The following is a 22,242-nucleotide window of genomic DNA, read 5'->3' as shown; positions in this document are numbered from 1 at the left end:
CGATCGGCGCCCGCAGCGGGTGCCCGAGCGGTGGCCGGGCCGGGTGCTCACGGGTCGTACAGATTCGGTGGAGATTACGGCCCCGAAACTTACGGAACCGTCGGTTTTCTGTCCGACCCTTCCGCATGTGCGCCCATTTTCCTCCGGTGACCCGCGCCGGGCCGGGCCCCGCCCGCCGTCGCCGCCCCTCCCGCCCCGCCGCCGCGTGGGGTAGCTTTCACGGCGCTGCGCGGGCGCCAAGGACGAGCCGGGCGCCGGTACCGGGGAGCGGGGAGCGGGTTTGCGCGAGTACACCAACCCTCCGTTGGCTTCGGCACCGCCGGTGGGCGGTCTGGCCGACGTCGTCTTCCGGCATGCCGAGACCGATCCGCTGCATGTCGCGCTGGGCCGCAAGGACGAGGCCGGACGGTGGCGGGACGTGACCGCCGCCGAGTTCCGCGACGAGGTCATGGCGCTGGCCAAGGGCCTGCTGGCGAGCGGCATCCGGTTCGGCGACCGGGTCGCGATCATGTCCCGCACCCGCTACGAGTGGACGCTGTTCGACTTCGCGCTGTGGTCGATCGGCGCCCAGGTGGTGCCGGTGTACCCGACCTCCTCGGCGGAGCAGTGCTTCTGGATGCTGTACGACGCCGAGTGCACCGCCGCGATCGTGGAGCACGAGGACCACGCGATGACCATCGCCACGGTCATCGACCGGCTGCCGAACCTGCGCCGGCTGTGGCAGCTGGACGAGGGCGCGGTGCAGGAGCTGTACGACGCCGGCGCCCATGTGGACGACGACGTCGTGCACCGGCACCGGGAGGCGGTCACCCCGGAGTCGGTCGCCACGATCATCTACACGTCGGGCACGACCGGCCGCCCCAAGGGCTGTCTGATCTCGCACGGCAACTTCATGTACGAGGCGGACACGGTCATCGCGCGCTGGGAGCCGGTGTTCCACTCCAAGAAGGGCGACCAGGCCTCCACCCTGCTCTTCCTGCCGCTGGCGCACGTCTTCGGCCGGATGGTGGAGGTCGCGGCGATCCGCGGCAAGGTCCGCTTCGGCCACCAGCCGCAGCTGAACGCCGCCGCGCTGCTGCCCGACCTGCAGGCGTTCCAGCCGACGTTCATCCTGGCCGTGCCGTACATCTTCGAGAAGGTGTTCAACTCGGCGCGGCGCAAGGCGGAGAAGGACGGCAAGGCCGGCCCGTTCGAGAAGGCCGTCGAGATCGCCGTGAGGTACGCCGACGCGGTGGAGGCCAAGGCGTGGGGCACCGGACCGGGCCCGTCCGCCGGGCTGCGGATGCAGCACCAGCTCTTCGACAAGCTGGTGTACGCCAAGGTGCGCGCGGCGATGGGCGGCCGGATCCGCAACGCGATGTCCGGCGGCTCGGCGATGGACCGCCGGCTGGGGCTGTTCTTCGCGGGCGCCGGTGTGCAGATCTACGAGGGCTACGGCCTGACCGAGTCCACGGCGGCGGCCACCGCGAACCCGCCCGAGCGCACCCGGTACGGCACGGTCGGGCAGCCCATCCCCGGCGTGACCGTGCACATCGCCGACGACGGGGAGGTCTGGCTGCGCGGCCAAAACGTCTTCCAGGGCTACCTCAACAACCCCAAGGCCACCGACGAGACCCTGCACGACGGCTGGCTCGCCACCGGCGACCTCGGCTCGCTCGACGAGGACGGCTATCTGACGATCACCGGCCGCAAGAAGGAGATCCTGGTCACCTCCGGCGGCAAGAGCGTCTCGCCGGGTGTGCTGGAGGAGCGGGTGCGCGACCATCCCCTGGTCCACCAGTGCATCGTCGTCGGCAACGACCGCCCCTACGTGGCCGCACTGGTCACCCTCGACCACGAGGCCGTCGAGCACTGGCTGCAGATGCGCAACAAGCCCCGTCTCACCCCCGCCGAACTGGTCCGCGACCCCGATCTGGAGACCGAGGTGCGCCGGGCGGTCGTGGCGGCGAACACGCTGGTCTCGCAGGCCGAGTCGATCCGCACCTTCCGCATCCTCGCCCAGCCGTTCACCGAGGAGCACGGCCTGCTGACGCCGTCGCTGAAGCTCAAGCGCAAGGCGATCGAGAGCACCTACGCGCGTGAGGTGGAGGCCCTGTACCAGGTGTGAGCGCCCCCGCTTTTCGGCGACGGATTTCGTGGTCAGGAATGCATCGGGCCGGTTGATCGTTGACGATATGAGTATCACCTGACGGACAACCGAAGGATCAAGAGCTCGTGAGCAGCAAGGTCCCCCCGATCACCCTCAACAACGGCATCGAGATGCCCCAGCTGGGCTTCGGCGTCTGGCAGGTGCCGGACGACGAGGCGGAGCGGGCCGTCGCCACCGCCCTGGAGGCCGGGTACCGCAGCATCGACACGGCGGCGATCTACGGCAACGAGGAGGGCACCGGCAAGGCCATCGCCGCCTCCGGCCTGCCCCGCGAGGACGTCTTCGTCACCACCAAGCTCTGGAACAGCGACCAGGGCTACGACGCGACCCTGCGCGCGTTCGACACCTCGCTGGCCAAGCTCGGCCTGGACTACGTGGACCTGTACCTGATCCACTGGCCGCTGCCGTCCAAGGACACCTACGTCGACACCTACAAGGCGTTCGAGAAGCTGCACGCCGACGGCCGGGTCCGCGCGATCGGCGTGTCCAACTTCCTCCAGCCGCACCTGGAGCGGCTCATCGCCGAGACCTCGATCGTCCCGGCCGTCAACCAGATCGAGCTGCACCCGCACCTGCAGCAGCGCGCCGCCCGCGAGTACCACGCGGAGCAGGGCATCGCGACCGAGGCGTGGTCGCCGCTCGGCTCGGGCAAGGGCATCCTGGAGATCCCGGCGATCGTGGCCATCGCCCAGAAGCACGGCCGCACCCCCGCCCAGGTGGTGCTGCGCTGGCACCTGCAGATCGGCAACGTGGTGATCCCGAAGTCCGTGACGCCGTCGCGCATCCAGGAGAACATCGCGGTGTTCGACTTCAGCCTGGACGACGAGGACCTCGCCGCGATCAGCGCGCTGAACGAGGACCGCCGGCTGGGCCCGGACCCGGCGACGTTCGAGGTGGTCTGAGCCTCACCCGATCGCCACGCCGCCCCGTGACGCGCCGTCCGGGGCGGCGTGGCGCATCCGCGGAGAACCCGCACAGGGGTGCTAGCGTCCCGGACCCGTGCACTTGTTTCCCGCTGCTCCGCGTACCCGCCCCCGCCGACTCGCCCTCGCCGCGGCCGCGGCCGCCCTGCTCGCCGCCGGGGTGCTGCCGGTGCTCGCCGAACGCGGTTCCGGCTCGGCCTTCGCCCACGAGGGCTCCGTGCCCGCCGCCGACCTGCTCGCCAAGGTGCGTTCCTGCAAGCAGGTGTCGCACGGGACGTACCGCACCGACGAGGAGAAGGCGCCCTCCGTCCCGGTGTGCGGGGCGAAGGGCGCGGTGTTCTTCACCGCCGACATGGACATCGACTGCGACGGCCGCCCCACCGCCAAGTGCAGCACGTCGACCGACCCCTGGTTCCAGGACGACACCGCCTTCCACCAGTTGGACGGCCGCCCGCTTCGCGCCGACAGACTGCCGTACGTGGTCGTCCCCGGCGTGAGCGACATCTGGGACTACCGCGCGGCCGGCGTCAAGGGCGGCGGCCTGGTCGCGGTGATCCACGACGACCAGGTCGAGTACGCGGTCGTCGGCGACGTCGGCCCGAAGAAGATCATCGGAGAGGCGTCCTACGCCACCGCCGAGGGCCTGGGCATCGACCCGGACCCGGCACACGGCGGCACCGACTCCCCGGTGACCTACATCCTCTTCACGAACTCCCAGGTCACTCCCATCGAGAGCCACAGCACGGCGGTGGCCCTCGGCGAGCGGCTGGCCAAGGAGTTCATCGAGGACAACTGACCCGCCCCCGGCGTCAGACGGGCTGCCCGATGGGCCGTACGACGACGGTGTTGACGTCGACGCCCTCCGGCTGCCGGATCGCCCAGACGACGGAGTCGGCGATCTGGTCGGCGGTCAGCAGATGGCCGGGCGGCAGGCTGCCGTAGGAGTCCCAGAACGGCGTCTCCACCCGGCCCGGCGCCACCAGGGTCACGCCGATGCCGAACTCGGTGACCTGGCGCCGGGTGTTCTCCGCTAGCCCGGTCACCGCCCACTTCGTCGCGCCGTACAGGTTGCCCGGGCCGTTGACGAACCCGGCGACGCTGCCGACCAGCACGATCCGTCCCCTGGTCTCCTTCAGGGCGTCGACGGACGCGCGGATGAGCAGCGCCGGGCCGAGCACGTTGGTCAGCACCATCTCCGTCCAGCCGGCCGGATCGCCCTCGGCGACGGTGTCATGGGTGGCGAACCCGGCGTTGGCGACGACGGTGTCGAGCCGGCCGTACGCCTTCAGCGTCCGTTCCACGGCGTCCCGCACGTCGTCGTACTCGGCGGCGCTGCCGGTGACGGTCAGCAACCCCTCGGGGTCGCCGAGCGAGGCGGCGAAGTCGCGCAGCCGCCGCTCGCCGCGGCCGGTGACGGTCACCCGCCACCCCTCGTCCAGCAGCCGCCGCGCGACAGCCGCGCCGATCCCGCTGCCGCCGCCGGTGACAAGTGCGACCGGAGAGTCGGTCATGAGGTCCCCCTGGGAAGTCGTCCGTCCTCCAACGCCCGGGAGTCCATCACTTGAAGCGCACTCGATGTCAAGGACGGCCGGTCAGTACGGGCGGACCGCCGTGTGGACCGTGTGCGCGGCGAGCACGAAGACGTCCGGGCGGTGGTGGACGCTCGCCGGGTCGCCGGGGTCCAGGAGGCGGTCCAGGGTGGCGCGGTCGTCGGCGTCCAGGCCGTCGCCGACGGTCTCGCGCAGCCGGCCGAGGGCGGTGACGACATGGGCGCGGGCCCGGTCGGGGACCGGGGCCGGGATGTCGAGCAGGAAGGTGCGGGTGCGGGTGTGCTTCAGGCCGGCCGCGGTGAGCAGCGCGGGCCAGTCCTCGGTCACGGCGACGCTGCCGGGCAGGTCGGCGCGCATCCCCGCGAAGCGGTCCTCCAGCAGCGCGTCCAGCCGGGCCTGCAGACCGGGGCGGCCGAAGCCGATGTCGCGGGGCAGGTGGCGGGCCGGCAGTCCGCCCTCCAGCAGGGCCAGCGTGCCACCGGGGGCGAGCCGCTCGGCGAAGGCGGCCAGGGCGGCGCGCTGGTCGCCGAGGTGGTGCAGGCTGCGGCTGGCCCACAGCAGGTCGGCGGGGTAGTCCAGTTCGTCGAGGACCTCGGGCAGCTCCCCGGCCAGGGTGGAGAAGCGGTCGGCGACGCCGCAACGCTCGGCCCGGGCGCGGGCGCGCTCCAGCAGCGGGGCGGAGCCGTCCACGGCCAGCACCCGGGCGCCCGGGAACGCCTCGGCGAACAGGCACGACACCACGCCGGGCCCGCTGCCCGCGTCGACGATCAGCCCCGGCTCGGTCACCTCCTTCCCCAGCCAGGCCAGCGCCCTCTCGTACAGCGGCGTGAACAGCTCGGCCTCCGACTCCAGGTACGCCGCCATCTCGGCCCAGTCGATGTCGGTGCCGTGGGCGTGGCCGTGCGCGTGGTCGTGGTGGTGGTGCTCGTGAGCCATGGTGGTCAGCCTCTCGTCCGGATGCCGCCAGCGTGCGCCGACGCACCGCGCGACGGCCAGCGCTGTTGCCGGGGCGGCAAAAACGCCGCCCGGCCGCACCACGGCACCCGGCCCCGGTTCGGGCGCGGCCGCCGCCGCGTCCGGTGGAGCCGGAAGCCGCGGCGGCCGGAGGACGGCAACCGGGCGTCCGCGGTCCGCCGGAGCCTGAGCCTGTGGGCCGGCCCCGGCGGACGCGCTCGGGACCGGCACCCCACGGCCGGCCCGAGCGGACACTCACCGCGCTACGGCAGCGGCGGGTAGGCGTTCTGCGTCAGCTGCTGGAACAGAGCGGGGAACCAGTGCCCGGCCAGCGGGGCGTTCGGCAGCGCGCCCGACGGGTTGTTGCCGTTGCGCGCGTTGCCTCCGTACGTCGGGTCACACATCTGGTCGAAGCCCTTGCCCTCGTCGTTGGCGATGGCGGAGCTGGCACCGTCGGACTCCCCCGGCGGCTTGACCCACACATAGGCGTCGATCCCGGCGGCGGGTGCCGCGGTGGGCCGCTCGCCGAGGCCGGCGCCGCTCTGGTTGCACCAGTTGCCGACGTGGACGCGCCGGTCGGTGCGGCCGCCGTTGACGTAGGCGTCGACCGAGGTCAGCGGGCCGGGACCGGCCGGGCGGGCGGTGCCGCCCCAGCCGTTGCGGGAGGTGTCGATCAGCATGCCGAGGTTGCTGTTGAACCCGGCCGCGACGAGCTTGTCGCGCAGTCCCTGGGCGAAGGACTGCTCGTCCACGTACTGGTTCCAGTCGACCCACTTCGACTGGCGCACGGTCTGCCCGTTCACCGTGTCGGTGACCTTGAAGTACGGCTCCTTGGTGGGGCTGTAGTTGGCCGTGTTGACGATGAACCCGGCCACGTCGTTCACGCTCGCCCCGTTGCTGGTGGCGACTTTGTAGAACTCCTGGACGGAGGGGCCCAGGTTGGTGTCCCAGCCGAGCCAGCCGTGGTGACCGGCGTCGATGTAGTTGTAGACGTTCGGGATGGCGCCCAGCTTGTCCAGGGCGTAGCTGACGCCCTTCTCGTAGTTGCCGTTGGCCTTCATGGTCACGCAGGCGTCGGTGGTGGTGTTGGTGCCGCCGGCGTTGGTGACCAGGTTGGGCAGCGAGTCGGGTTCGATGACGGTGGCGATGCGCAGGCCCGCGTACTTGGCGTCGGACAGGATCGACGCGATCGGGTCGATGTACTGGGTCTTGTACTTGTCGATGTCGTTCGGGCCGAGTTCGCCGTTGGAGGCGAGGGCGGCGCAGTCACGGCCGGGCAGGTCGTAGATGACCAGCTGGACGACGAGTTCGCCGGAGCCCTTCTGCTTCAGCGCCTCGTCCAGGTGGGCGCGCAGGCCCATGCCGCCGTTGACGCCGTTGATCGCGGCGATGCGGTCCAGCCACACCGCGGTGGACTGGTTGGCGATCCGGCTGCCGCCCGGTTCGGCGGCGGCCTTCGCGGACCACTCGGGGTTCACATACCCCTTGGCTCCGACGTAGGGGTTGTCCACCCGGCCGGTGGGGTCGGGTGTCGGGTCGGTGGGGTCGGGAGTGGGGTCGGTCGGGTCCGGGGTGGGGGTGCCGCCGCCGTCGACGTTGCAGGTGACGCCGTCCAGGGTGAACGCGGCGGGTACGGCGTTGCTGCCGCTGTAGGAGGCCTGGAAGCCGAAGCTCGCCGAACCGCCGGTGGACAGGGAGCCGTTGTAGGACTCGTTGGCGGCGGTGACGGCGGTGCCGGACTGGGTGACCTTGGCGTTCCAGGCGTTGCCGATCTTCTGGTTGCCGCCGTAGGTCCACTTCAGCGACCAGCCGGTCTTGGCGGCGCCGTTGTTGGTGACGGTGACGGCGGCGGTGAAGCCGGTGTCCCACTGGTTCTGCACCTTGTAGTCGACGGTGCAGGCGGGCGCGGCGGCCGCGGCGCCGGCGGGTACGGCCGTCAGCGCGGCCGCTCCGGATCCGGCGGTCAGCGCCAGGGCGGCGATCAGGGACAGTCTCGTACGACTCATGTGTGCGGGTTTCCTTGTCTCATCGCGGGGGGTTACGGGTTGAGGCCGCGCAGGTGGTCGCGCAGTCCGATGCCGTAGGCGGTGGGTGTGCCGTCGTAGGCGGAGATGAGCGAGGGACCGGAGGAGCAGTCCCAGGTGTTCCAGGTCCAGCCGAGGTAGGACAGGCCGCGGTCGTCGAACCACTTCATGACCCGGTCGGCGAAGGAGTGGCCGCAGGTGTTCTCACCGATCTCGCCCGCCACCAGCGGGACCTGGGCGGCGACCGGGGCGAGCGTGGAGTCCCAGCAGCTCTCGCCGGCGCAGGTGTTGAAGTTGTACACGTGGTACGCGGCGGCGAGATTGCCCGCCGGGTCGGTGGGCTTGTACGTCAGCCACTGGCTCAGGTCGTTGGAGTAGGCCAGGCCGCCCAGCATGATCACGTTCTTGGCGCCGGTGGCGCGCACCGCGTCGACCAGGTCCTGCATGCCGGCGACCTCGTAGCCGATCCCCGGGCAGCTGCCGCCGTCCCGCCAGCACTGCCAGGCCTGGGCGGTGGTGGAGGTGGCGCGGTCCGGGTAGGGCTCGTTGAACAGGTCGAAGACGACGGCCGGGTCGTTCTTGAAGGTGCTCGCGACCGACGACCAGAAGGACGGGGTGTACTGCGCGTCCGGCATCGGCTTCTGGCAGGTGGCGTGGACGTCGGAGCAGCCGGCCGAGTTGCCGGTGTACTGGCCGTACGTCCAGTGCAGTTCGACGATCGGGGTCATGCCGTGGGCCTTGACGCGGTCCACCAGCTCCTTGACGGCGCCGATGTAGTTCGCGCCCGCGTACTCGGGCTTGACGTCGGACAGGCCGAGCCAGCACTCCTCGTTGAGGGGGATGCGCACGGCGTTGGCCTTCCAGTCGGCGATCGCCTTGATCGCGGCGTCGTCGACCGGGCCGTCCCAGATGCCGTAGCCCTGCACGCACATGAACTCGCCGCCGGAGCGGTTCACGCCGAGCAGCCGGCGGGCCCTGCCGTCGGCGTCGACGAGCTTGGCGCCCTGGACGTGCAGGGCGGGCGCGGTGCCGTTCCCGGGCGGATCGGTCGGGTCCGGGTCGGTCGGGTCCGGGGTCGGCTCGGTGTCGACGTTGCAGGCGGTGCCGTTGAGCTTGAAGGCGGTCGGTACGGCGTTGGAGCCCGACCAGGTGCCGAGGAAGCCGGCGCTCACGCTCGCGCCGGTGGCGAGCGAGCCGTTCCAGCTCTCGTTCGCCGCGGTGACGGTCGTACCGGACTGGGACCACTGGGCGTTCCAGCCCTGGGTGACCTTCTGGGTGCCGGGGAAGTCGAAGGTCAGCCGCCAGCCGCTCAGCGCGGCCGTGTTGTTGGTGATCTTCACGGCGCCCTGGAAGCCGGTGTCCCACTGGCCGGTGACGGAGTACTCCACCGTGCACGCGGGCGCGGCGGCCTGGGCGGTGACGACCGGAACGACCGCGGTGGTGACGAGGGCGATCGCGCCGGCGACGGCTAAAAGTCCTGAACGCGGGGGGTGCGGGGGGTGTCTCAATTGAGCGACTCCTTGCAGTTCGGGCGCGTGGTGACACACGCGTCGACTGGGTGGAACCGCTCCCACTGGTGCGAAGGAAGGTAGCGGGAAGTGACGGCGAGGAACAGGGGAGTCACCGGATTTTTCGAAAAGCCCGGCCGTCGAATCTTTTCGACTCTTCAAGCGTCTTGACCGTCCGAGGTGCCATCCCCACTATGGGAGCGCTCCCACTGGTTCAAGCCTTGACCTTCCGAAGCCCGTACCTTCCGAGCCGCAAGGAGGAACCAGCACCATGCCTCCCCCTCCCCGCCGACGCAGAGCCGCACGGCGGCTGTGGACGGCCGCCGCGGCGGCCCTCGCCCTGCCGCTGTCCATGCTGGCGACCGGCGCGACCACCGCGCACGCGGCCGCGCTCCAGTGCAGCGTCGACTACAAGACCAACGACTGGGGTTCCGGTTTCACCGCGGACCTGACCCTCACCAACCGCGGCACCGACGCCATCGACGGCTGGACCCTGACATACGCCTACGCGGGCAACCAGAAGCTGACCAACGGCTGGAACGGCAGCTGGAGCCAGGCCGGTCAGACGGTCACCGTCAAGAACGCCTCCTACAACGGCACGATCGCCGCCGGCGCGGCGACCAGCACCGGGGCGCAGTTCACCTACAGCGGCACCAACACCGCGCCGACCTCGTTCGCGATCAACGGCACGCCGTGCACGGGCGCGCACCAGCCCCCGGTCGCCGTGCTGACCAGCCCGGCCGCCGGCGCGGTGTACACGCAAGGGGACGCCGTCCCACTCGCCGCGACCGCCGCCGCGGCGGACAACGCGACCATCAGCAAGGTGGAGTTCTACGACGACACCACGCTGCTGGGCACGGACACCTCGGCGCCCTACGCGCTCTCCGCCTCCGGCTTGACCGTGGGCAGTCATTCCCTGGTGGCGAAGGCGTACGACAGCCTCGGCGCGTCGGCGTCCTCCACGCCGGTCGGCATCACGGTCGCCGCCGGTCCGTCCGTGGTCGCCTCCACCAACCAGCTCGCGGTGCAGCAGGGCAAGACGGCCTCCTACGAGCTGAAGCTGTCGACCCAGCCCACCGCGAACGTCACCGTGACCACCGGGCGGGCGAGCGGCAACACCGGCCTGAGCGTCACCGGCGGCGCCTCCCTCACCTTCACCCCGTCGAACTGGTCCACCCCGCAGAAGGTGACGGTCACCGCGGACGCGTCCGGCACCGGCGCGGCCACCTTCGAGTCGACGGCCCCCGGGCTCGCCAAGGCCTCGGTGACGGTCACGCAGATCGCCGCGGCCAAGGAGTACGACGCCCGCTTCCTGGATCTGTACGGGAAGATCACCAACCCGGCCAGCGGCTACTTCTCGCCCGAGGGCATCCCCTACCACTCGGTGGAGACGCTGATCGTCGAGGCCCCCGACCAGGGCCACGAGACGACGTCCGAGGCGTACAGCTACCTGCTGTGGCTGCAGGCGATGTACGGCAAGGTGACCGGCGACTGGTCCAAGTTCAACGGCGCCTGGGAGATCATGGAGAAGTACATGATCCCCACCCACGCCGACCAGCCGACCAGCTCGTCCTACAACGCCTCCAAGCCGGCCACCTACGCGCCCGAGTACGACACCCCGAACGAGTACCCGGCCAAGCTCGACACCTCGGTCCCGGTGGGCTCCGACCCGATCGCCGGTGAGCTGAAGTCCGCCTACGGCACCGACGACGTCTACGGCATGCACTGGATCCAGGACGTCGACAACGTCTACGGCTACGGCAACGAGCCCGGCAAGTGCGAGGCGGGCCCGACGGCCACCGGCCCGTCGTACATCAACACCTTCCAGCGCGGCCCGCAGGAGTCGGTGTGGGAGACCGTCCCGCAGCCCACCTGCGACGCCTTCAAGTACGGCGGCAAGAACGGCTACCTGGACCTGTTCACCGGCGACTCCTCCTACGCCAAGCAGTGGAAGTACACCGACGCGCCGGACGCCGACGCGCGTGCGGTGCAGGCCGCCTACTGGGCGGACGTGTGGGCCAAGCAGCAGGGCAAGGGGTCGGCGGTGTCCGGCACCGTCGCCAAGGCCGCCAAGATGGGCGACTACCTGCGCTACTCGATGTACGACAAGTACTTCAAGAAGATCGGCAACTGCGTCGGCCCGTCCGCCTGCGCGGCCGGCACCGGCAAGGACGCCTCGCACTACCTGCTGTCCTGGTACTACGCGTGGGGCGGCGCCACCGACACCTCGGCCGGCTGGGCCTGGCGGATCGGCTCCAGCCACGTGCACGGCGGCTACCAGAACCCGCTCGCCGCGTACGCGCTCAGCTCGTATGCCGACCTGAAGCCCAAGTCGGCCACGGGCGCCTCCGACTGGGCCAAGTCCCTGGACCGGCAGCTGGAGTTCTACCGCTGGCTGCAGTCCTCGGAGGGCGGCATCGCGGGCGGTGCGACCAACAGCTGGGCGGGCCGCTACGCCACCCCGCCGGCCGGAACGCCGACCTTCTACGGCATGTACTACGACCCGGCGCCCGTCTACCACGACCCGCCGTCCAACCAGTGGTTCGGCTTCCAGGCGTGGTCGATGGAGCGCGTCGCCGAGTACTACCAGCAGACGGGCAGCACGGCCGCGAAGGCGGTCCTCGACAAGTGGGTGAAGTGGGCGCTGTCCAAGACCACGATCAACCCGGACGGCACGTACCTCATCCCCTCCACGCTCCAGTGGACCGGCCAGCCGGACACCTGGAACGCCTCCAGCCCCGGCGCCAACACGGGTCTGCACGTGACCGTCGCCGACTACACCAACGACGTCGGCGTGGCCGCCGCGTACGCCAAGACCCTGACGTACTACGCCGCCAAGTCCGGTGACGCGCAGGCGAAGTCGACGGCGAAGGCGCTGCTGGACGGTATGTGGGCCAACTACCAGGACGCGCTCGGTGTGGCCGTCCCGGAGACCCGCGCCGACTACAGCCGCTTCGGTGACAGCGTGTACGTGCCGAGCGGCTGGAGCGGCACGATGCCCAACGGCGACAAGATCGACTCCTCGTCGACGTTCGCCTCGCTGCGGTCCTTCTACAAGAGCGACCCGGCCTGGTCGAAGATCGAGGCCTATCTGAAGGGCGGCGCGGCGCCGGTCTTCACGTACCACCGGTTCTGGGCCCAGGCAGACATCGCCCTCGCCATGGGCTCGTACGCGGAGCTCCTCGAATAGTCCCGCTCTCCGCGTACCGCGCCGGGCGGTCCCCAACCTCCCTTGGGGGCCGCCCGGTTCTCTCACGCCCTCCTACCGGCAAGGCAAGGAAGGACCCCACCGTGCGAAGAACCCGTATCTGGACGGCCGTGCTGGCGCTCGCCGCCGGGCTGCTGGCCGGCACCCCGCCCGCGCTGGCCGCCGACACCCCGCAGGCGGCTGTCGCCTACAGCTGGAAGAACGCCCGCATCGACGGCGGCGGCTTCGTTCCCGGCATCGTCTTCAACCGCTCCGAGAAGAACCTCGCCTACGCCCGCACCGACATCGGCGGCGCCTACCGCTGGCAGCAGTCGACGAAGACGTGGACGCCGCTGCTGGACTCCGTCGGCTGGGACGACTGGGGCCACACCGGCGTCGTCAGCCTCGCCTCCGACTCCGTGGACCCGGACAAGGTGTACGCGGCGGTCGGCACGTACACCAACAGCTGGGACCCCGGCAACGGGGCCGTGCTGCGCTCCGCCGACCGGGGCGCGACCTGGCAGAAGGCCGACCTGCCGTTCAAGCTGGGCGGCAACATGCCCGGCCGCGGCATGGGCGAGCGCCTCGCGATCGACCCGCACCGCAACAGCGTGCTCTACCTCGGCGCACCGAGCGGCAAGGGCCTGTGGCGGTCCACGGACTCGGGCGTCACCTGGTCGCAGGTGGCGAACTTCCCCAACGTGGGCACCTACCAGCAGGACCCGGGCGACACCTCCGGGTACGGCAGCGACAACCAGGGCATCGTCTGGGTCACCTTCGACGAGACCACCGGCACCGCGGGCGACGCCACGCAGACGCTCTACGTGGGCGTCGCCGACAAGGACAACGCGGTGTACCGCTCGACGGACGCGGGCGCGACCTGGCAGCGGCTGCCCGGACAGCCGACCGGGTACCTCGCCCACAAAGGCGTGCTCGACGCCGTGAACGGCTACCTGTACCTGGCCTACAGCGACACCGGCGGCCCCTACGACGGCGGCAAGGGACAGCTGTGGCGCTATGCCACGGCGACCGGCACCTGGACGGACATCAGCCCCGTCGCCGAGGCCGACACCTACTTCGGCTTCAGCGGGCTCACCGTGGACCGGCAGCACCCGGGGACGGTGATGGCGACCGCGTACAGCTCCTGGTGGCCGGACACGCAGATCTTCCGCTCGACGGACAGCGGGGCGCACTGGACGAAGGCGTGGGACTACACCTCGTACCCCACTCGCGCCGACCGCTACACGATGGACGTCTCCTCCTCCCCCTGGCTGACCTGGGGCGCCAACCCGACGCCTCCCGAACAGAGCCCCAAACTGGGCTGGATGACCGAGGCGCTGGAGATCGACCCGTTCGACTCCGACCGCATGATGTACGGCACGGGCGCGACGATCTACGGCACCGAGGACCTGACGAAGTGGGACAGCGGGACCACGTTCACCGTCCGGCCGATGGTGCGGGGCCTGGAGGAGACGGCGGTCAACGACCTCGCCGCTCCTCCGTCGGGCGACGCGACGCTGTTCAGCGCCCTCGGTGACATCGGCGGCTTCCGGCACACGGACCTGACGAAGGTCCCGTCGATGATGTACACCTCCCCCAACTTCACCACGACCACCAGCCTCGACTTCGCCGAGTCCGACCCGGGCACGGTGGTGCGGGTCGGCGACCTGGACTCCGGTCCGCACATCGCGTTCTCCGCGGACAACGGGGCCAACTGGTTCGGCGGCACCGATCCGTCGGGCGTGAGCGGCGGCGGGACCGTGGCCGCGGGTGCGGACGGCAGCCGGTTCGTGTGGAGCCCGAAGGGCGCCGGCGTGCAGTACACGACCGGCTTCGGCACGTCGTGGTCGGCGTCGGCCGGCATCCCGGCGGGCGCGGTCGTCGAGTCCGACCGGGTGGACGCGAAGACGTTCTACGGCTTCAAGTCCGGCCGCTTCTACGTCAGTTCGGACGGCGGGGCGACCTTCACCGCCTCGGCGGCGACCGGGCTGCCGAGCGGCGACAGTGTGCGCTTCAAGGCGCTGCCCGGCGCCAAGGGCGACATCTGGCTGGCCGGCGGGGCGAGCGACGGCGCGTACGGGCTGTGGCACTCCACCGACGGCGGGGCGAGCTTCACGAAACTGGCGAACGTCGAGCAGGCGGACACCGTCGGCTTCGGCAAGGCCGCGCCGGGAGCCGCGTACCAGACGATCTACACCAGCGCGAGGATCGGCGGGGTGCGGGGCATCTTCCGCTCCACGGACAAGGGTGCGAGCTGGACCCGGATCAACGACGACGCCCACCAGTGGGGCTGGACGGGCGCCGCCATCACCGGCGACCCGCGGGTGTACGGGCGGGTGTACGTCTCCACCAACGGCCGGGGCGTGATCTACGGCGACATCGCCGGCACGGACGGCGGGGGCGGGGGTGGCACCGAGCCGGCGGGCGCCTGCTCGGTGACGTACCGCATCACCAACCAGTGGTCGGGCGGCTTCCAGGCGGACGTACGGCTGACCAACACCGGCACCACCCCGTGGAACGGCTGGTCGCTGGGCTGGACCTTCCCCGACGGACAGCGGATCACCCAGCTGTGGAACGCCGACCACACCCAGTCCGGAGCGTCGGTGACCGTGAAGAACGCCACCTGGAACGCCACCGTGGCGGCAGGCTCATCGGTGACCTTCGGTTTCACGGGCAGCTGGTCGGGGGCGAACACCGCGCCCGCGTCCTTCCAACTGGGCGGCAGCGGCTGCACCTTGAAGTGAGCCGGGAGGGTGCGTACCGGTCCCGGCACGCACCCTCCCTAGGATCACTCCCGTGACGGAGATCGACTACGGACGTTTCCACGAGCGGCTCACCGCCGCGCGCGACGCGGGCACCGAGGCGCGCTGGGAGTTGCTGCGCGGGTTCCAGCAGGAGTGGGGGTACGAACCCTCCGGTGTCGAGCGGTCCGGCCTCGATGAGCCCGACGAGGACGACCTGGAGCGGATCGACCCCGCGCTGCCGGTGCCCGCGGCGCTGCGCGCCTGGTGGGAGTTGCCGTACAACTCCTTCGCCGACCAGCCCCGGCTGTACTGGACCAATCCGGAGTGGCCGCCCACGCTGCGCCCCGACCCCACCGGCTACGGCGCCGCGGGAGCCCTCCCGGCGGACAACGCCTTCGTCGGCCCGGACGAGGACCTGCGGATGTGCGTGTTCATGGCCGAGAACCAGTACTGCAACGAGTGGGGCTACCCGGCGGCCCGCGCCCACCTCGCCGACCCGCCCGTGCTGGTCTCCGCCCGGGACGACGACGGCGAGAAGGCCTGGCTGCTGCAGAGCCACTCCGTGTCGGAGTTCTTCCTGCAGCTGGCCGTCAACCGGCTGCCGGACCACTTCGGCTGGACCGTGTGCACGAACGAGTTCACACCGGAGGTGCTGGACCGGCTGCGGACCCGCCTGCGCCCCCTGGGCCTGCTGCCGTGGCGTGAACTGGGCAGCCACAGCGTGTACTTCGGCGGCCCCGACGTCATCGTCCAGCACGACACCGGCTACGGCGACTGGGAGATCGTCGCCCACGGCCGCACCGAGGAGGCCCTGCACCGGCTCGCCGGCACCCTCGGCCTGGACTGGTCGGAGGAGATCGGCGAGCCGGAGGCTCACGGCACGTAGACGGCCGGCCTCGGCGGTGTCGGCATGCCGGCGCCGAGGAAGAAGCACGGGTGCGGGGGCTGGTTCTCCGCGGTGTTCTGCCAGGCCGGCGCCGTGCGGTACTGGGTGTCGTGCAGCAGGGTGATGATCCGGAGATCGGCACGTCCTTGTAGCCGGTGCGGAACTGGATCGCGTGCGCGGTCTCACCGGTCTCGCTGCCGTTCACCACCGGTCTGACGACGTAGTCGGCGGAGACTCGGCAACGTCTACCGGGGCGCCGTCAAGCTCACCGCGTCCCCGATCACGGCGTCAGTCGCCGCCGAGCGGGGCGAGGTTGCCGCGGGGAGCGCGTTGAGGCGGAACCCGCGCACAGGGCCGCGCGTTGCCGAGGGGACCTGCCGCCGGACCTGCGGCACCGCTAGCTTGAGCACACTCAGTGGTCACTCGGAGCCGGTGGGTCACCGGTCGGTGGGGGTGGAGCCATGAAGGTCGATTTCAAGCGGTTCGAGGGCACCCTGCCCTACGCCTCCGAGGCGTACGGCGTGTACCAGCCGCTGCTCGGGTGGCGCTCTCGGCGCACCCAGCGGCGGCTGCGGAGCCTGCACGAGGGCCTGTACCAGGGCGTGCTGGGTCAAGTGGCGCGCGGAGTGCAGCCGGTGGTGGAGGTGTCCGCCGGCTCCGGCGACGGCGGCCCGAGAGCACTCGACGTCCAGGCCACCACGGTGAAGGTCGGCAAGCCCGCCCCCGCCACGGCCCCCACGCTGCCCGGCTCCACCGACAGCGTGCTCGGCGCGGTCCTGCGGGAGCACCTGGCGCCCTTCGGCCGCGCGGACCTGGAGCAGTGGCAGCCGTTCTTCACCCCGGAGAAGCTCCAGCAGTCGCTCGACGAGGCCACCGGGCGGGCCGTCGCCGCGTTCCGCCTCGGCTTCGAGGCGCTCGCGCGCACGGACACCGGGACCGACCGGGAGGGGCTGGCCGTCGCCGGGGCCGCCGCGCTGACCGACCGGCTGAGCCGGGAGTCGACGATCGCCGGCGCGCTGAGCCTGCTGGCCGCCGGCGGCCGCTACGACGTGCTGGCCGGGCTGTTCTTCGCCAACACGACCGGGGACGTGCGCCCGGACGACGTGTCCGGGCTGATCTACCCGCCCTCCGACGCCGCCCGGGCGCTGACGGCGGACGAGGGGCGACCGGGCTTCGGGGACGTGGCGTTGTCCCCGGTGGGCCTGGTCCACCTGTTCCAGCAGTACTTCTTCGAGTTCGCCACGTTCCTCGGCCCGCCCGTCCAGCACATCTGGCTCAGCCCGGGCGGCACGGTGGAGCTGGTCGAGGTGAGCACCCGCAAGACGATCACCGAGCGCATCCTGGAGAACGCCTTCGAGCAGGTCGACAAGTCGGAGAAGTCGCTGACCACGCAGGACGAGCTGTCCGACGCGGTGAAGTCGGAGAACCAGCAGAACACCAAGTTCGGGGTGGGGCTCACCACCTCCACGAGCGGCGGCGTGGGCGTGTTCACCGCCGAGGCCGACACCACCACCGACTACGAGCTGGACAACAGCACCAAGGAAGCCAAGGAGCAGACCCACAAGCAGAACCGGCAGCAGAGCCAGAAGGCCTCCTCGGAGATCAAACGCAGCTTCAAGTCGACCTTCCGCACGGTCACCGAGACCACGGACTCCACCAGCAAGCGGTACGTCCTGCAGAACACCACGGCCAAGCTCGTCAACTACGAGCTGCGCCGCAAGATGCGCCAGGTCGGTGTGCAGTTGCAGGACCTGGGGACGCAGCTGTGCTGGCAGACGTACGTCGACGACCCCGGCGCGGAGCTGGGCATCGCCCGCCTGGTGCATGTCGCCGAGCCCCCGGACCTGAACCAGTTCCCCCAGCCCACCCTGGTCCCGATGCCGGAGCCGCTGGTCAAGGCCACGGCGGTGACGATCAACGCGGAGTGGTTCTTCGAGGACCGCAAGCACGGCTTCGTCCCGCTGGGCGGGCGCCTGCAGCTGGTGCCCCCGGCGAGCGGCTATGTGTTCCACACGGCCGAGGTCGTCGTCACCTCCGGCCAGCACTGGTACTGGCGGTACCAGACCGGTGAGAGCAGCCAGATCGACGACGGCGACGGCGGCAAGGAGCTGAGCGTCACCTCCATCGACGTCGGCGTGCAGACCGGCCCCGGGGGCCTGGAGACGGACGACCACCCGTCGTTCACCGTGCAGATCACCCCGGTCTTCCGGCCGTCGAAGAAGCTGATCAAGGACATCACGGCGGCCAACGCGGCGAACCAGGCGAAGGCCGACGCGGCGGTGCAGCGGGCCGCCAAGGAGGCGTACATCAAGGCCGCCCAGGAGCGCATCAAGCAGGCGAGCAACGTCCAGCCGCGCAAGTTCGAGGAGCTGCGCGAGGAGGAGCGGATCGTCGTCCAGCGCTCGCTGGTGCGCCAGCTGACCGCCGAACTCGGCGTGGACGGCGACGACCCCCAGGTGCGCCATGTGGTGTCGGAGCTGGTGCAGGCGCTGTTCGACGTGGACCGGATGCTGTACTTCGTCGCGCCGGAGTGGTGGGTGCCGCGGGTGCGGCGCGGCAGCGTCCTGGACGGCAGGGCCGCCGACACCTCGCCGCAGAGCGTCGGCGACGTCCCCTTCGGCTCGCAGGACCTGGCCGGCTGGGGCGGGGCGAGCGCCGAGCGGCCGGACAACTACTACATCACCGCCGACTCCAGCCCGGCCCGGCTGGGCAGTTCCCTCGGCTGGACGCTCCAGCTGGACGGCGACAACATGCGCAACGCGTTCCTCAACGCGCCCTGGGTGAAGGCGGTGATCCCCATCCGGCCCGGCAAGGAGCTGGACGCCCTCGACTGGCTGGAGCGCAACGCGGTCGAGGGCGCCGACGGCCTGGACGCCCTGTACCTGTCCGAGGACGCGGCGGCGGCCCGGCGCATGCTGGAGACACTGAAGAACCACCCGTGGCCGAAAGGCAGTTGGCAGCGTGCCCGGTACGACACGATCGGCGCCGGCGACCTCACCGTGCGGGACGCGCTCGTCTGCCTGGCGCTGCGGGTCGCGGGGAAGTACGAGCTGTCCCGGCGCAAGGTCCGCGACCCGAACGACCCGTCCCTGACGTATCTTCCGGCCGACCAGGTCTACGAGTACGGCTTCTCGCCCCTGGCGGGCGGCTTCGAGGCGGTCACCTCCAAGCCGTTCGCGGTGTTCGACCAGTGGGTCGAGGTCATGCCGACGGACCAGATCGTCGCCGTCGAGGTGACGTACGACCCGAAGACCGGGCAGCAGGTGTAGCGCGCCGTGCGGCTCACGGTGACCGTGCGGGACGTCAACGGCCGGCCGCTGGAGGCGGACGTCGGCGTGGTGCACGCCGAGCGCGGTCCCGGCCGCCAGGTCGACGAGGTGATCACACATCTGCGGGCCGGGCAGCCGCTGGAGGGCGAGCTGCTCGGACACCGGGTCGGCGTCACCGTCACGGCGGCCGACTTCACGGTCGAGCGGGCGGTGGTCGCCGAGGCCGCGGGGCGCTGGGGGACGGACAACCCGGCCTGCACGGTGCGGGTGGCGGGCGACGCGCTCGACGTCGAGGTCACCGTGGGCTGCGTACGCTTCGCGCCGACCGTGTACCTGCCGCCGGGCACGGCGCTCAGCGACAACCCGGGCGCCGCGTATGTGGAGCAGGTCGGCGGCGGCGCGTGGATCTACCGCGGGGGCTGGCTCAACGACGAGAAGATCCACCGGCTGAGCGAGCCGGTGTTCGGCGACCCGGACGCCGTCGAGTGGCAGCGCTACCACCACGAGCCGGCGATGCCGGTCCGGCTCGCCGACAAGGGCACCTTCGTCCTGCTGGAGTACGGCTTCCCGGTGGGCGTGGGCCGCCGCGACCCCCGGTTCCTGGTGCTGGTGTGGGCGCCGCGCCCGCCGGTCGGCACCACCTGCCCGGTGGTGGTGTTCTTCTCGCCGACCACGGGCCCGCCCGCGTACCCGGCGGACAGCCATCCGTTCCTGAAGAACTACCCGTACGCGTTCCTGCCGCTGCGGCCGAGGAAGCCCGTGCCGGTGGAGCAGACCCGTCAGCCGTACGTCGACCTGGGCTTCAACTACATCGACACCGGCTACAAGATCGTCTACCAGCTGCTGGCGGCCGGCCGGAACCCGGTCGTGGTGATGCCCATCCAGGCCTCGGGGAGCTGGGGGCCGGTGGCGGCCCAGTCGGGTATGGCCCGGCTGCTCAGGGAGGTCGTGCGGTTCCTGTACGCGCGGGGGCTGGTCGCCGGGCGCTTCGCCTCACCGGCCCGCTTCTCGCTGACCGGGGGCCGGGCGCAGATGGTGCCGGGCGAGGGGCTGCTCACGCAGGAGCGGCTTCCGGAGGAACTCGCCGTGTCCGTCAGCGGGTTCAGCGCCGGCATCAACGCGGTGGTCGGCCTGTGCCTCACCGAGGCCTTCGACAAGGACACGTACGCCCCGGCGCTGTTCGGGGCGCCGGCGGGGCCGTTCCTGCGGCAGTGGCGGGAGCTGTGGGACGTCGACGGCGTCGACGCCTCCGGCTGGGCCCATATGACGGCCGCGTTCCAGCGCTGGGCCCAGGGCCGGCGGCGGCTGCGCATGTACCACTCGCAGGACACCTACCACGGGCAGACCGCGAACGGCCTGGTGGAACAGGAGCGCATCACCCGCCGCTCGGGCAAGGCGGGGTTCGTCGAACAGGGCGTCAGCCGGGACGAGCACAGCATGTGGGTGCACTTCTCCAACTCGTACCTGATCGGGGACGTGAAGGACCCGCGCCACCAGGTGACGATCCCGGAGTTCGGCAAGCTCGACGCCCACCACATGGTCCCGGCCATCGCGTTCGGCCACGCGGCGCTGTTCCCGCCGCCCTGAGTCAGCCGGCGGCCGGTTTGCGGAAGGCGCGCAGCGTGAACACCGGGTCGGGGCGGGGCCGTTCCTGGTCGGGCAGCTCGGCCAGCCGGGCCGCGTAGTGCTCGGTGAGCGGCTCTCCGGGCGGCAGGGTGACGAACCAGCCGCGGCGCAGGTCGGTGATGGCGCGGCGCGGGCTGCGGCCCTGGCCGCGGCCGGTGAAGCGGGCCTGCCCGGCCGGGACGAGGCCGTGCTCGGCGGCGTAGGCCTCGACGAGGGCGGACGCGTCCCGGGCCTCGCTCGGCGGCCGGGAGGCGAGGACGGCGTCGATGTCGCTGCCCACGTTGTGCGCGCTGGCCTTGTCGACCGTGGTGACGTACACCCCGCCGGGTGCCAGCACCCGGGCGCACTCGGCGACGACGGCGCGCACGTCGTCGGCCGTGTCGAGCAGGTGCAGCAGCCACACGCTGGCGACCGCGTCGAACGCCGCGCGTGAGAAGGGCAGCCGGCGCGTGTCGGCGCGCACCACGGCGCCGGGCAGGCGGGCGGCGGCGTGCCGGGTCATGGTCTCGGCCAGGTCGGCGCCGGTGACCGCGAGAGCGGGCCGGGCGGCTGCCAGCCGGCGGGTGACGATGCCGGTGCCGCAGGCGACGTCGAGCAGGCCGCGCGCGTCGGGCGGTACGAGGCTCAGCACGGCGTCGGCCGCGGCGGCGGCCCTGGGTTCGCCGCCGCGCAGGGCGTCGTAGCGCGCGGCTTCCTTGTCGTAGTCCAGCATCGCCCGCTCCCCCCTCGGCCCGTCCGCCGGTCAGTCGGCCCCGTGGCCCGGGGCGAGCCCGTGCACGCGGCGTGCCAGCTCGAAGTCGAGCTCGGTGACCGCGCCGCCGGCGCTGTGCGTGTTCACCGCGAGGGAGACGGTGTTGTAGCCGAGGGTGAGGTCGGAGTGGTGGTTCAGCTCCTCCTGCACCTGGGCGATATGGATGACCAGGGCCGTTGCCGCGAAGTGGTTCGCGAGCCGGTAGGTGCGCACGAGCCGGTCGTCGTCGACGGACCAGCCGGGCAGCTCGGCGAGCCGGTCCTCGATCTCCTTCTGCGACAGCGGTTCGACGGCCATGCCCCGGTCTCCCTTCAGCGGTGACGCGTACCGGACCAGCCTGCCACAACGCGGCGCACACGGCGCCGGCCGACGCGGCGCGGCCGGGTCAGCGGCGTACGCATTCGGCCGCCAGGTCGTCGGCGAGGGCGGCGGTCACCGCGCGGCCCTCGACCTGCTCCAGCCATGTGTGCGGCAGGCCGGTGTCGCCGTGCCGGGCACCGAGCAGGTTGCCGCAGATCGAGCCGGTGGAGTCGCTGTCACCGGAGTGGTTGACGGCCAGCAGCAGCGCCTCGGGCACGCCCGGCGCGGCCAGCGCGCAGTAGACGCCGATCGCGAGGGCCTCCTCGGCGACCCAGCCGGCGCCGAGCCTCTCCACCCGCTCGGCGTCCGGC

General features: G+C 71.5%; 15 protein-coding genes and 1 pseudogene. 8 read left to right on the top strand and 8 right to left on the bottom strand.

What is annotated here, in order from left to right; translation table 11 throughout:
• The first annotated feature begins 280 nt into the window (after positions 1–280).
• From C3489_RS32540 to C3489_RS32530, 3 genes are all read left to right on the top strand, one after another.
• Positions 281–2,107 (top strand): long-chain fatty acid--CoA ligase, encoded by a 1,827-nt coding sequence (locus tag C3489_RS32540; protein ID WP_103785714.1) that lies wholly within the window; start codon positions 281–283, stop codon positions 2,105–2,107.
• Positions 2,108–2,214: 107 nt separating this feature from the next.
• Positions 2,215–3,051, top strand: coding sequence for an aldo/keto reductase (locus C3489_RS32535; RefSeq protein WP_103785713.1), 837 nt, complete (start codon positions 2,215–2,217; stop codon positions 3,049–3,051).
• 97 nt (positions 3,052–3,148) lie between these two features.
• Positions 3,149–3,868, top strand: a complete 720-nt coding sequence (locus tag C3489_RS32530) for a glycoside hydrolase family 75 protein (RefSeq protein ID WP_258055053.1) — start codon at positions 3,149–3,151, stop codon at positions 3,866–3,868.
• A gap of 13 nt (positions 3,869–3,881) precedes the next feature.
• Here C3489_RS32530 and C3489_RS32525 read toward each other — a convergent pair whose 3' ends face one another.
• The 4 genes from C3489_RS32525 to C3489_RS32510 all read right to left on the bottom strand — a co-directional run bounded on the left by C3489_RS32525 (position 3,882) and on the right by C3489_RS32510 (position 9,054).
• The gene (locus tag C3489_RS32525; RefSeq protein ID WP_103785712.1) at positions 3,882–4,583 is read right to left on the bottom strand and encodes an SDR family oxidoreductase; all 702 of its coding nucleotides are present in this window, start codon (positions 4,581–4,583) and stop codon (positions 3,882–3,884) included.
• An 81-nt stretch (positions 4,584–4,664) separates the two neighbouring features.
• On the bottom strand, positions 4,665–5,558 hold the full coding sequence (locus tag C3489_RS32520) for a trans-aconitate 2-methyltransferase (RefSeq protein ID WP_103785711.1): 894 nt from the start codon (positions 5,556–5,558) through the stop codon (positions 4,665–4,667).
• 281 nt (positions 5,559–5,839) lie between these two features.
• Positions 5,840–7,582, bottom strand: coding sequence for a glycoside hydrolase family 6 protein (locus tag C3489_RS32515; RefSeq protein WP_103785710.1), 1,743 nt, complete (start codon positions 7,580–7,582; stop codon positions 5,840–5,842).
• 32 nt (positions 7,583–7,614) lie between these two features.
• Positions 7,615–9,054 (bottom strand): cellulase family glycosylhydrolase, encoded by a 1,440-nt coding sequence (locus tag C3489_RS32510; RefSeq protein WP_103785722.1) that lies wholly within the window; start codon positions 9,052–9,054, stop codon positions 7,615–7,617.
• A 325-nt stretch (positions 9,055–9,379) separates the two neighbouring features.
• On the opposite strand from C3489_RS32510, the gene C3489_RS32505 reads away from it, so the two are divergent.
• The 3 genes from C3489_RS32505 (at position 9,380) to C3489_RS32495 (ending at position 15,925) form a co-directional block, all read left to right on the top strand.
• On the top strand, positions 9,380–12,298 hold the full coding sequence (locus C3489_RS32505) for a glycoside hydrolase family 48 protein (protein ID WP_103785709.1): 2,919 nt from the start codon (positions 9,380–9,382) through the stop codon (positions 12,296–12,298).
• Between the two features lie 101 nt (positions 12,299–12,399).
• Positions 12,400–15,039 (top strand): cellulose binding domain-containing protein, encoded by a 2,640-nt coding sequence (locus tag C3489_RS32500; protein ID WP_103785708.1) that lies wholly within the window; start codon positions 12,400–12,402, stop codon positions 15,037–15,039.
• Between the two features lie 52 nt (positions 15,040–15,091).
• Positions 15,092–15,925 carry a hypothetical protein gene (locus C3489_RS32495; protein ID WP_103785707.1) on the top strand — a complete coding sequence of 278 codons (834 nt, stop codon included), beginning with the start codon at positions 15,092–15,094 and terminating at the stop codon, positions 15,923–15,925.
• Here C3489_RS32495 and C3489_RS40090 read toward each other — a convergent pair.
• A pseudogene (locus C3489_RS40090) lies at positions 15,913–16,056 on the bottom strand (hypothetical protein); the annotation flags it as partial. The gene C3489_RS32495 and the pseudogene C3489_RS40090 sit on opposite strands and share 13 nt — an antisense overlap.
• A 330-nt stretch (positions 16,057–16,386) precedes the next feature.
• Here C3489_RS40090 and C3489_RS32490 point away from each other — a divergent pair.
• Together C3489_RS32490 and C3489_RS32485 are read left to right on the top strand one after the other, a co-directional pair.
• Positions 16,387–19,194, top strand: a complete 2,808-nt coding sequence (locus C3489_RS32490; protein WP_103785706.1) for a hypothetical protein — start codon at positions 16,387–16,389, stop codon at positions 19,192–19,194.
• Between the two features lie 6 nt (positions 19,195–19,200).
• On the top strand, positions 19,201–20,781 hold the full coding sequence (locus C3489_RS32485; RefSeq protein WP_103785705.1) for a hypothetical protein: 1,581 nt from the start codon (positions 19,201–19,203) through the stop codon (positions 20,779–20,781).
• Position 20,782: 1 nt separating this feature from the next.
• On the opposite strand, the gene C3489_RS32480 is transcribed toward C3489_RS32485, so the two are convergent.
• The 3 genes from C3489_RS32480 to C3489_RS32470 all read right to left on the bottom strand — a co-directional run.
• Positions 20,783–21,532: a class I SAM-dependent methyltransferase gene (locus C3489_RS32480; protein ID WP_103785704.1), complete on the bottom strand. Its 750-nt coding sequence runs from the start codon at positions 21,530–21,532 to the stop codon at positions 20,783–20,785.
• Between the two features lie 30 nt (positions 21,533–21,562).
• Complete coding sequence (locus C3489_RS32475) at positions 21,563–21,868, bottom strand: 4a-hydroxytetrahydrobiopterin dehydratase (RefSeq protein ID WP_103785703.1); 306 nt, start codon at positions 21,866–21,868, stop codon at positions 21,563–21,565.
• Positions 21,869–21,956: 88 nt separating this feature from the next.
• Positions 21,957–22,242, bottom strand: a 286-nt coding sequence (locus C3489_RS32470) for an ADP-ribosylglycohydrolase family protein (RefSeq protein ID WP_146075381.1), incomplete at its 5' end; no start/stop codon positions are given.

It is taken from the genome of Streptomyces sp. Ru71, assembly GCF_002920535.1.
Lineage (GTDB): Bacteria > Actinomycetota > Actinomycetes > Streptomycetales > Streptomycetaceae > Streptomyces.
The sequence above is the reverse complement of the archived record's forward strand: the minus strand, read 5'-3'. Positions and strand labels throughout refer to the sequence as shown.

What these genes read in the sequence shown, in the direction of transcription:
- C3489_RS32525 (WP_103785712.1), bottom strand. Translation starts at nt 4,583, where the DNA reads ATGACCGACTCTCCGGTCGCACTTGTCACCGGCGGCGGCAGCGGGATC.
- C3489_RS32520 (WP_103785711.1), bottom strand. Translation starts at nt 5,558, where the DNA reads ATGGCTCACGAGCACCACCACCACGACCACGCGCACGGCCACGCCCAC.
- C3489_RS32515 (WP_103785710.1), bottom strand. Translation starts at nt 7,582, where the DNA reads ATGAGTCGTACGAGACTGTCCCTGATCGCCGCCCTGGCGCTGACCGCC.
- C3489_RS32505 (WP_103785709.1), top strand. Translation starts at nt 9,380, where the DNA reads ATGCCTCCCCCTCCCCGCCGACGCAGAGCCGCACGGCGGCTGTGGACG.
- C3489_RS32490 (WP_103785706.1), top strand. Translation starts at nt 16,387, where the DNA reads ATGAAGGTCGATTTCAAGCGGTTCGAGGGCACCCTGCCCTACGCCTCC.
- C3489_RS32480 (WP_103785704.1), bottom strand. Translation starts at nt 21,532, where the DNA reads ATGCTGGACTACGACAAGGAAGCCGCGCGCTACGACGCCCTGCGCGGC.
- C3489_RS32475 (WP_103785703.1), bottom strand. Translation starts at nt 21,868, where the DNA reads ATGGCCGTCGAACCGCTGTCGCAGAAGGAGATCGAGGACCGGCTCGCC.